We start from the raw sequence: 13,306 nt of genomic DNA on the forward strand, positions 1-13,306 counted from the left end.
CCAGGGTTTTGTCGGTCGAATGCGAGCCATTCTTGCGGGCAAAAGCGAGGATGGCCCGGGCAGCATGCGCCGTGTGCGCGAAGCCATGTCAACGCGCAGCCAGCACCTGATACTACCAATATAAGCCGTGGAAATGGGGCAAGGGAAAACACCAGAACGAGCGGTCGCCTCCCCGGCGCGCGCGACGTTCGATTGAGGTTGATGCAGGTCAATTCGTGCCGCGCCGAGCAAGCGACCATTGAATTATCGCGGCGCGGTATCGGTGCGCCCGACGGTCGGGAGAACATCATGATCAGGGGTGAAGGGCGCATCGTCGCGGCTTTGGGCGCGGTGTTCGTGACGCTGGGCGGCATCAATGCGGCGCTGCGCGGCCTGCTCTTCGACGAGACGTCGGTGATGTACTACGGCGTGCTCGCGATACTCATCGGGGCTGCGTCGTTCGTCGTGATGCTGACACCGTTCCCGAGCGACGAGCCCTGACGATTGAGCGCGTACCGATCAGATTCTCTCCTCGTCGGCGAATACGCCGTGCTCCGCCTTGATCTGCTCGCGATCGATGCACTGGACGTGCCAGCGTCCGGTGCTCTTCATGCCGGCGCCGTCGGCATACCAGAGGACGCGTCCCGCGAGACCCTCGCATGGGCCATCCGGCGCGTCGACATCGAGGCGCTCCAGAACGCAGATGGGATCGCCCACTTGCTGGCCGCAAATCATCGTGCCGTTCGAACCTGTGCGCAAGCCGCCCCAGTCCGGCACATCGACGGACTGATGACCCTCGCGCGACCATCGGCGGGTTTCCTTGTCGAGCCACAGGATGGCGTAGGCCGCCGATTGAGCGCCTTCGAAGCCATCCAGCTTGACCGTGATACGCATGTCATCCTCCATGAAGCAAATTCGATGGACGAAGACGCTCGGCGCTTTCGCCGGCCATGAGCGTCCTCGGTTGAATGGCGGCTTGCGCCGCGCGTATTGTTGAGGCGTTGCGACGCGATCTTCTCAGACCGCGATGAGAGGTTCGAACTGGACGCCGCAGATAAGTTTAATCGCGCCGCATGTAATGGGTTCCATCGCCGATGCGTTCGTAAGGCACGCTTCGGATCGCGAACTTGCCGCGCCGCAACACCGATGATGTCCGAACCAAACAAGCAAGTCCGATGCCGAAATGTGTCGCCGACACATGTTCGCTTCGTGACTGCATGAGTCAAGTTTAGTACGACAATCTGACCGTTCAGCGACAGTCATCGGAGGCAAATCGCCGCACGCGCGAGCAACCGATGCGCGATGCGTGCGCCGCATCATCGCGTGATGTGGCGTAACCAGAATGCCCGGCGAGCGTGCATCGGTGCACCAAGGCGGCTTCGCGCGCCCCAGCGCATCGCGCGTGCGTGCCGTTCGTTTGCTGCTGCGACGGACAACACGCTGCGCTGCAATATCGATGGAGATGAATTCATGCGCGCAATGGTCTTCGACGGCAACGGTCCTTTCCTGCAGTTGCGCGATCTGCCCGATCCGGTGCCGCGCGCAGGTGAACTGCTCATCGACGTCCATGCGTGCGGCGTGTGCCGCACCGATCTCCATGTAGTCGACGGCGAGCTCGCGCATCCGAAGCGGCCCGTGATACCGGGCCACGAGATCGTGGGAACGGTCGCGCGGCTCGGCGCGGGCGTGACGAACTTCGCGCCCGGCGATCGCGTGGGCGTGCCGTGGCTGGGCCATACCTGCGGCCGTTGCCGCTACTGCATCGCCGGCCGCGAGAATCTCTGCGATGCGCCGGGTTTCACCGGCTATACGATCGACGGCGGTTACGCGCAACGCGTCGTCGCCGATGCGCGCTACTGCCTGCATCTGCCGCAACGGTATTCGGACGTGGAAGCCGCGCCGCTGCTGTGCGCGGGACTGATCGGCTATCGCACGCTCGCGATGGCCGGCGACGCGCAGCGCATCGGCATCTATGGCTTCGGCGCGGCCGCGCATATCGTCGCGCAGGTGGCGAAGCATCAGGGGCGCGCGGTCTATGCGTTCACGCGTCCGGGCGATATCGCGGCGCAACGTCTCGCGCTCGCCCTGAAGCCGCATTGGGCGGGCGGCAGCGACGAGACGCCGCCCGATGAACTCGACGCCGCGCTGATCTTCGCGCCCGCCGGCGCGCTCGTGCCCGCGGCGCTCAAGGCGGTCGCGAAGGGCGGCGCCGTGGTGTGCGGCGGCATCCACATGAGCGACATTCCTTCGTTTCCGTATGCGCTGCTCTGGGGCGAGCGGCGCGTCATATCGGTGGCGAATCTCACGCGCGAGGACGGCCGCGCGTTCATGGGGATCGCCGCGCAGTTTCATTTGGATCTGCACACGACGCCTTATCCGCTCGACGAAGCGAACCGCGCGCTCGCCGATCTGCGCGACGGCAAGCTGACGGGCGCGGCGGTGCTGACGGTCCGCGCGTGAATCAGTGATGTTCGAGCATCGCGCGATCGACGATGCGGACCTGACGCCCGTTGAGCCCGATCGCGCCTTCGCGCTGCAGCTTCGAGAGCGTGCGGCTCACGGTTTCGAGTTCGAGCCCGAGATAGCTGCCGATATCCGCGCGCGTCATCGGCAAGAGAAGATCGACCGGATGTCCGCCGGATGACGTTGCGCCCGCGTCGAGGCGTTCGGCGAAATCGAGCAGGAACGCCGCGACGCGTTCGCGCGCGGGCATGGTGCCGAGCATCAGCGCGAGACGCGATGCGCGCACGATTTCCGCGCTCATGATCGCGAGCAGTTCGTGCTGCATCCCCGCGTATTCGCGACACAGCGGTTCGAGAATGCCGACCGGCATGATCCGCACGACGCTCGCTTCGAGCGCGACGGCGTCGCTTTCGTGCCGGTTCGTGCATATGCCGTCGAGACCGAGCGTTTCGTTTTCGAAGTGAAAGCCCGTGACCTGCGTGTGCGGCGCGCTGTCATCGTCGCTGCTGGGGAATGTCGCAACGGTCTTGAAGCAACCGCTTTGCACCGTATACAGGCTGCGCAACGGCTCCCCCGCGCAATACAACGCATCGCCACGCTCGACGGTGCGCGTCGGAAACGGGATCGCGTCGGTGTCCGAAAAGCGGACGTGCAACGTCGGCGCGCGCCGGGTCGAAGCGCCTGCATCGATTGAAGGTTCCATTGCGACTTCCTCCTTCAAGACCAGTATGGTTCACGAATGGAGGAAAAGAAAATCGGCCTGACTCGCGCGACCGTTTCAGAACTCGATATCGAGTTCGTCGATTTCCTCGGCTTCCTGTTGCGCATCGGCGATCCAGCGGCGCATCTCCGGCATCGCGAGAATGCGCTCGCCGTACGCGACGATATCGGCGTCGAGCTTGACATCGTAGGTGACGAAGCGCGTGACGACCGGCGCGAACATCGCGTCCGCGCACGTCCGTTCGCCGAACAGATACGGACCACCATACTGCGCGAGACATTCATGCCAGATCGTCACGATCCGCTCGATGTCGGTCTGCGCGCGCGCCCATACCTTGAAGCCCGGAAAGTGCGCCTTCAGGTTCATCGGCAGGGCGGAGCGCAGTGCGGCAAAACCCGAGTGCATCTCGCCGCAAATCGCGCGGCAATGCGCGCGTTCGGCGCGCTCCTTCGGCAACAGGCCGGCATCGGGGCACACTTCATTCAGATATTCCGCGATGGCGAGCGTGTCCCAGACCTTGATGCCATCGTGAAAGAGACACGGCACGAGTATCGATGGCGACAGCAAAAGCAGTTCGGCGCGCGCGCCGGGATCGTCGGCGGGCATCACGACTTCCTCGAACGGCAGTCCGCTGAACTTCGTGAGCAGCCAGCCGCGCAGCGACCAGGACGAATAGTTCTTGCTGCTAATGGTGAGCGTGGCGTTCGCCATGAGTCGTTCCTCGCGCGTCGTGCACCAAGACGGATCGAGCGCGGTGCGCCCAAGCACCGAAGCGCGGCAAAACGCGCTCGTGAATGGCATCTGTGCAAAGCCTATGCCAATCGCGTGACATATGAAGGCCCATGTAGCCATCGATTGGCATGGCTATTGCCTCCTTTCGTCGCCATGAATCCGTTCACCTATGCGGGCTATCAGGCCTGGTCCGATTCGATGCTGCCGATCCGCCACGCCGCCACGCTCGTCGAAGGCGCGCTGCGTGTCTGGAAGGATATCGGCGAGACGCCGCAGGCCCGCGGTATGGCGGCGCTCTGCGAACAGGTCGCGCTCGCGGGCCTGACGCACGCGCGGCCGCCATTCGATATCGCGCCGGTGCAAGCCGAAGGCAAAACGATGCGCGTCCTGGAAGAAGTCGCGGCATCGACGCCGTTCTGCGATCTGCTGCATTTTCGCAAGGACGATGCGTCCATCGTGCAGCCGCGCGTGCTCGTCATCGCGCCGATGTCCGGCCACTTCGCGACCCTCTTGCGCGGCACCGTGCAGACGATGCTCGCCGATCACGACGTCTATATCACCGACTGGCGCAATCCGCGCGACGTCTCGCTGATGCACGGCCGCTTCGGTTTCGACGAATACGTGCAGCACATCATCGATTTCATCGAGACGATCGGGCCGGGCGCGCATCTGCTCGCCGTCTGCCAGCCGACCGTCGCGGCGCTCTCGGCGGTTGCGCTGATGGCCGAGGACCGGCATCCCGCCGAGCCGGCGAGCATGACGCTGATGGCCGGTCCCATCGATACGCGCGTGAACCCGACGCGCGTGAACGAACTCGCGAAAAGCAAGCCGATCGACTGGTTCGAGCGCAATCTCATCAGCATGGTGCCGTTCGGTTTCGCGGGCGCGATGCGGCGCGTTTATCCGGGCTTCGTACAGCTGGGCGCGTTCATGTCGATGAATCTCGCGCGTCACATCGAATCGTTCGAGGAGATGCATCATCAACGCGCGAAGGGCGACGTCGCGAAGGCCGATGCGATCCGCGTTTTCTACGAGGAATACTTCGCGACGATGGACCTCACCGCGGAGTTCTATCTGGAAACCGTCGACACCGTGTTTCAGCGGCACGCACTGCCGCTGAAGCAGCTCGAAGTGCGCGGCCGCAAGGTCGATCCGTCGGCGATCCGGCGCACCGCGCTTTTCACCGTCGAGGGCGAGCGCGACGATATCTGCGCCGTCGGCCAGACGCTCGCGGCGCAGGATCTGTGCGACAAGCTGCGGCCGTATCTGAAGGCGCATCATGTTCAGACGGGCGTCGGCCACTACGGCGTGTTCAACGGCAAGCGCTGGGAGCAGCAGATTTATCCGCGCATCCGCGCATTGATCCACGACAACGAGCCCAGTCCCGCCGGTGTGAATGCGCGCACGCAGCCGATGGTGCCCTTGCACGCAATCGCGCCGCTCGCACGCGAATCCACGGTCGCCGAGGATCAGGCGCAGACGGCGAACGAGGGCGATGACAAACAGGCGATCGCCGATCCCGAATAACGCTAGCTCGAGAGCGGCAGAACGATGCGCGACTCCGCGCCGCCGCCGTCGCGCGCGCGCAGTTCGAGCGTTCCGCCGTGCAGCCGCGCGATGCGCTCGACGATTGCAAGTCCGAGGCCCGTGCCCTTCGGCTGGCCTTCGCCGCCGCCGCGCTTGAACGGCTGCTTCAGCGCTTCCGGATCCTGACCGCCGAGGCCTTTTCCGCGATCCGCGATCACGACGCAGGCCGTGTTCGCCTCGCGATCTGTCCACGTCCGCACTTCCAGGCCGACTACGCCGTAGAGCACTGCGTTCTGCATCAGGTTCATGAGCATCCGCATCATGCTGATCGGCCTGAACGGGAACGGTTCGATCTCGCCGAGATCGAGCGCGAACTCGTGCCCCAGTCCGGCGAAATCGGCGGCCAGATTGGCGATCAGCGCGTTGAGATCGCCGACGACGGGCGTTTCCTTCGCGCCGCTGCCCGCGTAGTCCATGAACTGCTGAAGAATCGTATCGATGGTGTCGAGATAGCCTTCCGCCGATGCCGCGAAAGCCGCGTCCGTCGATGGCACGGCGGACATCGCCATGGCGAGGCGCAGCTTGGTCATCGGCGTGCGAATGTCGTGCGAAATGCCCGCGAGCATCAGCGCGCGCGTGGCGTCGGCTTCCTTCAGCGCGGCCGTCATGCGATTGAAGGCGCCGCTGACCTGGGCGATTTCCGTCGGACCGTCGGTCGGCAGGACGCCCGGCTCGCCGCCCGCGGACACGAGCCGAGCGGCATCGGCGAGATGCGCGAGCGGACGGTTCAGATGGCGCTGGATCAAGTACGCCGTCGCGAACGCGAGCGCGCCGAGTCCGAGCGAAAGGAAAAGGGCGGTCGCGAGGCCGTCGTCGTGCGCGGCTTCGGGCACCGGCAGCGCCAGCCAGCGCGGCTCGCCCGCCAGATGCGCGCGGATCCACAAGCGCTGCTGACCGTCGTCGGACGCTTCTGCGCCTTGCCAGCGCACGAGCATGTCGGCGGGCAGATGCGCGCGCAGGCTCTCGATGAACGTCCGGCGCTGATACGTTTGATAGAAGCGCAAGCGCGATCCCGGCGCCATGTCGCGCGCGCCGGCGGGCAGTTCGGCGCGAAGGTCGAGGTTCACGGCAACGCCTTGCGCGGCTTCGGGCGGCGAAGTTTTCAGGAGCGTATCGAGCGTGACGATATAGCTCGCGAAGGTCGCCGCCGCGCGCTCGATGCGCGGCGTCTGGATGAAATGGAGCAGCACGGCGATCGCGCACACCTGGCTCACCGCGACGAGCGCGACCAGCAGCAGGATGTTGCGCGCGAAGAGCGAGCGCGGCGCCCACTTCACGATTCGATTTCCGCGAGCAGCATGTAGCCGACGCCCCACACGGTCTTAATGAACCGAGGCTTGCCCGGATCTTCCTCGACGATCTGACGCAGCCGCAACACCTGCACGTCGATGCTGCGATCAAGCGCGTCGTGATCGCGGCCGCGCGTGCGGGCGATGAGGTTGTCGCGGCTGACCGCGCGGTTCGGCGACGAGCCGAGCGCCGTGAGCAACTGCATCTGCGCGGAATGAATCTCGAACGGCTCGCCGCCGCGATACAGCTTTTGCTTCGCGAGATCGAGGCGGAAATCGCCGAAACGGATGCGCTGCTGCGTATGCGTCGGGTCGCCCGCCGCAATCTTCTGGCGGCGCAGCAACGCACGCACGCGAGCGACGAGTTCCTGCGGCAGAAAGGGCTTGGCAAGGTAATCGTCGGCGCCGGTTTCGAGGCCGACGACCTTGTCGACCGGATCGCCTTTCGCGGTGAGCATCAGGATCGGCAGCGTCTGGCCTTCGGCACGCAGGCGCTTGCAGACCGAAAGGCCGTCTTCGGGCTCCATCATCCAGTCGAGCACCAGCAGGTCGTAAGGCTCGCGCTGCAAATAGCGGTCGAGGCGCTTGCCATTTTCGACGACGCGTACCTCGAAACCCTGCGAACTCAGAAATCGCTGCAGCATGTTGCGCAACTCGGCTTCGTCGTCAAGCACGATGATCTTCGGCAGGGTTTCCATGGAGGCTCCGGGTCAGCGTTGCGCGGCGTGCTCGTGCATGAAGGCTTCGATTTGCGGCAGCGTGACGTAGCCGTTCTTCTGCGTGTCGATTTCGTCGAAGTGCTTGGCGACCATCGGCATGCCCGTGGATGCCTGCTCGCGCGTGAGCTTGCCGTCGTGCGTGGTGTTGGCGCTCGAAAAGCGCGTCTGCAACTGGCCGAGCACGTGTTCGAGGCGCGGGCTCGCGCCCATCGGCTGCGTAGCGGTCTGCGCGAACGCCGCGCCCGACGTGGCGCACGTCGCGCATGCCGCAAGGATGACAAGAATCTTTCGCATGGCTCTCTCCCCTGATTCGCTACGGATGAACGTCGACGGTGATGCCATTCTATTGAGCCGCGCCGCGAACGCAATCTTGGGGATGCTACGAATCATGTCGCCGTATTTCGCGTTCGATGCCGCGCATTCGCGCCGACATCCCGCGACATAAGTTACGGCTCACGCATCGGGCAGGGCTTCGCTATCGTTCTCATCGCCGGCAGTTGCATTTCTTTGTTGCTGCCGTATTCAACGTCTCACGATGCATGAGGACTTCAACATGAATTGCCGTTTGCTCAGCGTTTCCGCCGTTGCCGCCATCAGCCTGACCTGCGCGAAGACCGCATCGGCTGGAACGAGCGTGCAGGTTTCCTACGTCGCGCCCGCCGTCGTTTACGCGCCGCCGCCGCGTCCCGTGTACTACTACGCGCCGCTGCCGAGGCCGCCGTATTACTACGTGCCCGCGCGCACGATCGTCGTCGAGCCGGCGTTCGCGCCGGTGGTGGTCGCCGCGCCGCCGCCTCCGCCGCCGCAGCCTGCGGTCATCGTGACGCCGTATGGAGTTGCGCCTGCCGTCAGAGTGACTTACGCGCAGCCGGTGCTCGCGACGCCCGTCGTCGTCATGCATTGATCAATGCGATCCACGGCCGCCTCCTATACTGGATGAACCGCATCGGCGCAACTGCCGATGCGGCGGCGAGCCCGGCGCGTCGCGCCGTTTCATGGCGTTCCAACAGGAGGATCGAGCCATGCTATTCATCGTCAACTGGACTGCGCAACCCGAGGCCGAACGACTCGCGGCCGAGCGATTCCTGCAAACTCGCGGCGCGCCGCCCGACGGCATTCATCTGCTGGGCCGCTGGCATGCGATCGGTTCGATCTGGGGTATCGCCGTGTGCGAATGCGACAACGTCGAGCCGCTCGCGCAATGGGCGCACGAATGGGCCGATTTGTTCATGTTCGACATCAAGCCGGCGATCACGGACGAGCAGGTCGGAAAAATGCTCGCCGAGTATGCGCAGCGACAGTAGCGGGGCAAGCGGCCCGATTCGTCGTACGAACGCGCGTCGAGAGCTTAGGGTTTGCGTGGCTTGCAGCGGCACGGAGAATGCCTCAACATCACAAATGTACTAGTTAGTTCAAATTTGAGCGCCATATACGATCTCCGCGAAGTTGTTTCAAGCATGGCGCCGTCAAGGAGCGAAGCGTGACCCAATCCCCTACGAAAGAACCTTGCGTCATATCGGTTGCGATCACCGGCTCGGTGCCGCGCAAGAAAGACAATCCTGCCGTGCCGATCACGATTGCCGAGCAGGTCGAAAGCACGCACGAGGCGTATGAAGCGGGCGCGACGCTCGTGCATCTGCATGTGCGCGACGAGGATGAACGATCGAGCTCGGACCGGCACAGGTTCGCGGAATTGCAGGAAGGCATCCGCAAGCATTGCCCTGACATCATCATCCAGTTCTCGACGGGCGGGCGCGGGCGTTCGTTCGAGCAGCGCGGCGCGATGCTGGACTTGAAGCCTGACATGGCGTCGCTCGCGACGGGATCGGTCAACTTTCCGACGATCGTCTACGAGAATCCGCCCGATTTCGTGCGCTCGCTCGCGCAGACGATGCTCGATCACAACGTGAAGCCCGAGATCGAGATCTTCGATCTGGCGATGCTCTATAGCACCGTCGATCTCGTGAATCAGGGTTTGTTGAAATCGCCTGTGCACGTTCAGTTCGTGCTCGGCGTGAAGAACGCATTGCCCGCGCGACGCGAGATTCTCGAGTTCGAGGTCGAGCAGTTGAAGAAGAATCTGCCGGATGCCACGTGGACGGCTGCGGGCATCGGGCGCCATCAGCTCGAAGTGAATCATTGGACGTTGCAATTGGGCGGACATTGCCGAACGGGACTCGAAGACAACGTGCGCTGGGACAAGGACACGCTCGCGAAGAGCAATGCGCAACTCGTGAGCCGGGTGGCGTCGTTATGCGCGGAGTACGGTCGGCCGGTGGCGACGGCGAACGAAGCGAGGAAGCTGTTGTCGATCTGAATTTCGATGGCGATGGCCGAAGCGCGCTTGCGGGAGACCGCGGGCGCGTTTTTGTTTACGCTGCGCAATATCGCTTCGCATGCCGAAATGTCATTCAAGGCTCGCACTTCGCGTGCGGTGAAATACTGAGCATGGGACAGGCGGCTTGCGGTGCCTCGCGCGAAAAATCTGCCTGACAAAATCTGCCTTACAATCGGTCTCCACCCTGACAAGCACGTCACGCGCGAACATGAACGAGCGTAAGTCATCCGGCCTCGCCGACCGGATTTATAGCGACATCCTCAACAGCATCATCGAAGGCGAGTTCAAGGAGGGCGACCGGCTCCTCACCGAACACGCGCTCGCGGAACGATTCGCCACCTCGCGTCCGACCGTGCGCGAGGCGCTCGCGCGGTTGCGCGCAGACGGCATCATCGTGACGCGGCGCGGATCGGGAACGATCGTGGGTCGCCGCCCCGATCCCGACGTGCGCCGCTTCGCTCCGCTGGAAACGCTATCCGACATTCGTCGCTGCTACGAATTTCGCGTGGTGACGGAGTCGGGCGCGGCGGAACTGGCCGCCGTCAAGGCCGAGGAGCAAGACATCCGCGCGATTCAGGACGCGTGGGATCAGCTCGAACGCGTCGTCGAAACGCAGGAGGGCATCGGCGCGAAAGACGATTTCGCGTTTCATCTCGCGGTCGCGCGAGCGTCTAAAAATCAGTTCTTCATCACCGTGCTGTCGTTCATCGAAGAACAGGTCGAAGTCAGCATGAACCTGTCACGCAACCTGTCGTACGTGAAGACGCTCGAACGCCAGCGTCTCGTTCAGAGAGAGCATCGCGAAATCCTTGAAGCGATCCGCGCGCGCGATTCCGCCCGAGCCGGGCAAGCGATGAAGGCGCACCTCGAGAACGCGGTCGAGCGCATGTTCGGTGAATAATTTCGACCCGACAGTTGTCACACAACCTTAGCCAACTTGCGATAAACCGGCTCCCTCCCGGCAAAGTTGTTTGACAACGTTTACCCGCCTTGCTACCTTCTGCGGACCTTTTCCGTCGATTCAGCGAGGCGTCATGAATACCGATCCCATCGTCGTCAGCGAGTTTTCCGCATCCGTCATGGCGGTGCCGCCCCTGGCGCGTCGCCCGGATTATTCGCTCGATCCCAAAGCCAACCGCGGGCTGATCGCTCATATCGAGGCCGGCGGCGTCTCCACGCTGCTTTACGGCGGCAACGCGAATCTGTACCACGTCGCCGTCAGCGAGTTCCGGGAGTTGCTTGACATGCTGGCCGAGTCGGCTGGTCCGCGGACTCGCGTCATTCCGGCCATCGGCCCTGACTACGGGAAGATGCTCGATCAGGCGCGCATCCTCGCGCAGACGGGCTACCGCACCGCGATGATCCTGCCGCTCGCGGGTTTCACCACGCCGGAGGGCGTCGCGCACGGCCTCAGACGTCTTGCCGATGTGGCCGGCATGCCGTTCACGCTCTATATCAAGAGCGAGAGTTACATCGACGTGGACAGGCTTGCCGGCCTCGTCGATGACGGCACGCTGCTCGCGGTGAAATACGCGATTCAGCGGGCCAATCCAGCGGACGACGGCTATCTGCGGCGCTTGCTCGAAAGCGTGCCGGCGTCGAAGGTCGTGTCGGGCATGGGCGAGCGCCCCGCGCTGGTTCACACGCGCGACTTCGGTCTCGCGTCATGGACGACCGGCTCGGGATGCATCGCGCCGCACGCAGTGATGGCGCTGCTGCGCGCCGCAAAAGCAGGCGGCACCGGGGCCGATTCCATCTACGAGCACTTTATGCCGCTCGAAACCCTTCGCGACGAAGTCTCGCTGATCCGCGTTCTGCACGACGCCGTGACCTTATCGGGCATCGCCGACATGGGCCCGATACTGCCGTTGCTGAGCGCGTCGCCTGAAGCTGCGTTGCCGGCCATCGAACGTGCAGCGCGCGCGCTGCTCGCATTCGATGAAACCCTCCGCGTTTCCGGGAAACGTGCAGGAAACCCCAGTTAAATACAGGTTAAAGCGGGAGGTAACAAGCGCTCGGGGTATATCCCGAGACGGCTTGCAAAGCGCTATCGGCAGAGGAAAAAAGCCGGTTCGGCTGTTTCGGTAACAGCATCGGCGGGTTGCGATTTGCTTGACATCCTATAACCTCGTTAGCTATTTTTCAGCATCCAAGCCGCAACGAGGACGCACGCGCACGATAGACACGCAAGAATCAGAACGAAGTACAAACAGGCCGGCGATCAACACAATCGACAACATCGACGATCCGACCGGACCTCTTCCCGACCAGCGGTTGCGAGAGAAGTGAGGAGACAACATGGCTTTCAAGGCAGGACTGTCAGTGAAACTGGCGGCGATTTGCGTCGCCGTGAGCGCGGCTTTCGGCACGAGCGCGGCCCACGCGGCCGATCCCGTGTCGATCAACATCGTCGACGTTGCAGGCAATCTGCAACTGACGCAAAAGGGCTTCGAGGCGTTCAAGGCCAAGTATCCGGACCTCGTGTCCAGCATCACGTTCACGAATGCGCCGGCGCCGCAACTGCCGGGCAAGATCAAGGCGATGCAGGCGGCGGGGCGCTCGGACATCGACCTCGTCGTGACGGGCACCGACGCGCTCGCGGCCGGCATTCAGCAAGGTCTGTGGGAGAAGCTTCTGCCCGACAACGCCAAGGCATTCCCCGGCGTGCTCGACAAGTACGCGCCCGGTCCGCGCAAGATGCAGGACATCGCGCAGGGCTACGGTCTGGAAGTGACGTACATGCCAGCGGGTCCGCTGCTCGAATACAACCCGGCCAAAGTCACCGATGTCCCCAAGACGCCGGATCAACTGCTCGCGTGGTGCAAGGCGCATCCGAACAAGCTGATCTACGCGCGTCCGGCCAACTCCGGTCCGGGCCGCACCTTCCTGATGGGCCTGCCGTACGTGCTCGGCGACAAGGACCCGATGGACCCGATCAACGGCTGGGACAAGACCTGGGCGTTCCTCAAGCAACTGAACGACTGCATTCCGTACTACCCGGGCGGCACGTCGGCCGTGATGAAGGAGCTGGGTGAAGGCACGCGCGACATGACTGTCACCGTGACGGGCTGGGACATCAATCCGCGCGCGCTCGGCATCGTGCCGGCGGAATTCAAGGTCGGCGCATTCGACAACATGACGTGGGTCAACGACGCCCATTACATGGTGATTCCGAAAGGCGTGCCGAAGGAAAAGCTCGACGTGCTCTACAAGCTGATGAACTTCATGCTCGAGCCGGCGCAGCAGGCGCTGACATATGACGATGGCTATTTCTATCCTGGCCCGGCGGTGAAGGACGTGCCGCTCTCGATGGCGCCCGCGAAGAGCCAGGAAGTCATCCAGAAGTTCGGCCGTCCGGAATACGCGAAGCTCCTCGCCGACCGTCCGCACGTACTGCCGCTGAACGCGCAGGCGATGGTCGCCGCGTTCCAGAAATGGGACCGCGAAATCGGCGCGGCGAAGACGAAGTAAGTCGACG

General features: G+C 63.6%; 15 protein-coding genes. 9 read left to right on the top strand and 6 right to left on the bottom strand.

Annotated elements, in window-relative coordinates:
• Positions 1 to 288: 288 nt before the first annotated feature.
• On the top strand, positions 289 to 480 hold the full coding sequence (locus QCE58_RS26025; protein ID WP_033536164.1) for a DUF2964 family protein: 192 nt from the start codon (positions 289 to 291) through the stop codon (positions 478 to 480).
• Positions 481 to 498: 18 nt separating this feature from the next.
• On the opposite strand, the gene QCE58_RS26030 is transcribed toward QCE58_RS26025, so the two are convergent.
• Positions 499 to 873 carry a DUF3564 family protein gene (locus tag QCE58_RS26030; RefSeq protein WP_033536165.1) on the bottom strand — a complete coding sequence of 125 codons (375 nt, stop codon included), beginning with the start codon at positions 871 to 873 and terminating at the stop codon, positions 499 to 501.
• 576 nt (positions 874 to 1,449) lie between these two features.
• Between QCE58_RS26030 and QCE58_RS26035 the strand changes: the two genes are divergently transcribed.
• Entirely contained in the window at positions 1,450 to 2,439 is a 990-nt protein-coding gene (locus QCE58_RS26035) for a zinc-dependent alcohol dehydrogenase family protein (RefSeq protein WP_250521653.1), read from the top strand.
• A 1-nt stretch (position 2,440) separates the two neighbouring features.
• Here QCE58_RS26035 and QCE58_RS26040 read toward each other — a convergent pair whose 3' ends face one another.
• Both QCE58_RS26040 and QCE58_RS26045 read right to left on the bottom strand, forming a co-directional pair.
• Complete coding sequence (locus tag QCE58_RS26040; protein WP_008353439.1) at positions 2,441 to 3,145, bottom strand: Crp/Fnr family transcriptional regulator; 705 nt, start codon at positions 3,143 to 3,145, stop codon at positions 2,441 to 2,443.
• Positions 3,146 to 3,220: 75 nt separating this feature from the next.
• Positions 3,221 to 3,874, bottom strand: a complete 654-nt coding sequence (locus QCE58_RS26045) for a glutathione S-transferase family protein (RefSeq protein ID WP_008353437.1) — start codon at positions 3,872 to 3,874, stop codon at positions 3,221 to 3,223.
• A 174-nt stretch (positions 3,875 to 4,048) separates the two neighbouring features.
• Between QCE58_RS26045 and QCE58_RS26050 the strand changes: the two genes are divergently transcribed.
• Positions 4,049 to 5,422, top strand: coding sequence for a polyhydroxyalkanoate depolymerase (locus tag QCE58_RS26050; protein ID WP_175979308.1), 1,374 nt, complete (start codon positions 4,049 to 4,051; stop codon positions 5,420 to 5,422).
• A gap of 2 nt (positions 5,423 to 5,424) precedes the next feature.
• Here QCE58_RS26050 and QCE58_RS26055 read toward each other — a convergent pair whose 3' ends face one another.
• From QCE58_RS26055 to QCE58_RS26065, 3 genes are read right to left on the bottom strand one after another with little or no spacing between them, the layout of a single operon-like run.
• Positions 5,425 to 6,759, bottom strand: a complete 1,335-nt coding sequence (locus QCE58_RS26055; protein WP_008353433.1) for an ATP-binding protein — start codon at positions 6,757 to 6,759, stop codon at positions 5,425 to 5,427.
• The gene (locus QCE58_RS26060; RefSeq protein WP_008353432.1) at positions 6,756 to 7,469 is read right to left on the bottom strand and encodes a response regulator; all 714 of its coding nucleotides are present in this window, start codon (positions 7,467 to 7,469) and stop codon (positions 6,756 to 6,758) included. The genes QCE58_RS26055 and QCE58_RS26060 overlap by 4 nt, the downstream gene beginning before the upstream one ends.
• 12 nt (positions 7,470 to 7,481) lie before the next feature.
• Positions 7,482 to 7,784 (bottom strand): EF-hand domain-containing protein, encoded by a 303-nt coding sequence (locus tag QCE58_RS26065; protein ID WP_250521654.1) that lies wholly within the window; start codon positions 7,782 to 7,784, stop codon positions 7,482 to 7,484.
• A gap of 259 nt (positions 7,785 to 8,043) precedes the next feature.
• Between QCE58_RS26065 and QCE58_RS26070 the strand changes: the two genes are divergently transcribed.
• The 6 genes from QCE58_RS26070 (at position 8,044) to QCE58_RS26095 (ending at position 13,299) form a co-directional block, all read left to right on the top strand.
• Positions 8,044 to 8,394, top strand: coding sequence for a hypothetical protein (locus QCE58_RS26070; RefSeq protein WP_250440580.1), 351 nt, complete (start codon positions 8,044 to 8,046; stop codon positions 8,392 to 8,394).
• 118 nt (positions 8,395 to 8,512) lie between these two features.
• A complete protein-coding gene (locus QCE58_RS26075; protein WP_008353429.1) occupies positions 8,513 to 8,794 on the top strand; it encodes a DUF3303 domain-containing protein in 282 nt (93 codons plus the stop codon).
• Positions 8,795 to 8,970: 176 nt separating this feature from the next.
• Positions 8,971 to 9,807 (top strand): 3-keto-5-aminohexanoate cleavage protein, encoded by an 837-nt coding sequence (locus QCE58_RS26080; RefSeq protein WP_250521655.1) that lies wholly within the window; start codon positions 8,971 to 8,973, stop codon positions 9,805 to 9,807.
• Positions 9,808 to 10,036: 229 nt separating this feature from the next.
• Positions 10,037 to 10,729, top strand: coding sequence for a FadR/GntR family transcriptional regulator (locus tag QCE58_RS26085; protein WP_008353427.1), 693 nt, complete (start codon positions 10,037 to 10,039; stop codon positions 10,727 to 10,729).
• Positions 10,730 to 10,862: 133 nt separating this feature from the next.
• Complete coding sequence (locus tag QCE58_RS26090; RefSeq protein WP_250521656.1) at positions 10,863 to 11,813, top strand: dihydrodipicolinate synthase family protein; 951 nt, start codon at positions 10,863 to 10,865, stop codon at positions 11,811 to 11,813.
• A gap of 313 nt (positions 11,814 to 12,126) precedes the next feature.
• Positions 12,127 to 13,299, top strand: a complete 1,173-nt coding sequence (locus QCE58_RS26095) for an ABC transporter substrate-binding protein (protein WP_008353424.1) — start codon at positions 12,127 to 12,129, stop codon at positions 13,297 to 13,299.
• The last annotated feature ends 7 nt before the right edge of the window (positions 13,300 to 13,306 follow it).

Origin of the sequence: Caballeronia sp. LZ028 (assembly GCF_031451415.1) — a bacterium.
Classification (GTDB): Bacteria; Pseudomonadota; Gammaproteobacteria; order Burkholderiales; family Burkholderiaceae; genus Caballeronia; species Caballeronia zhejiangensis.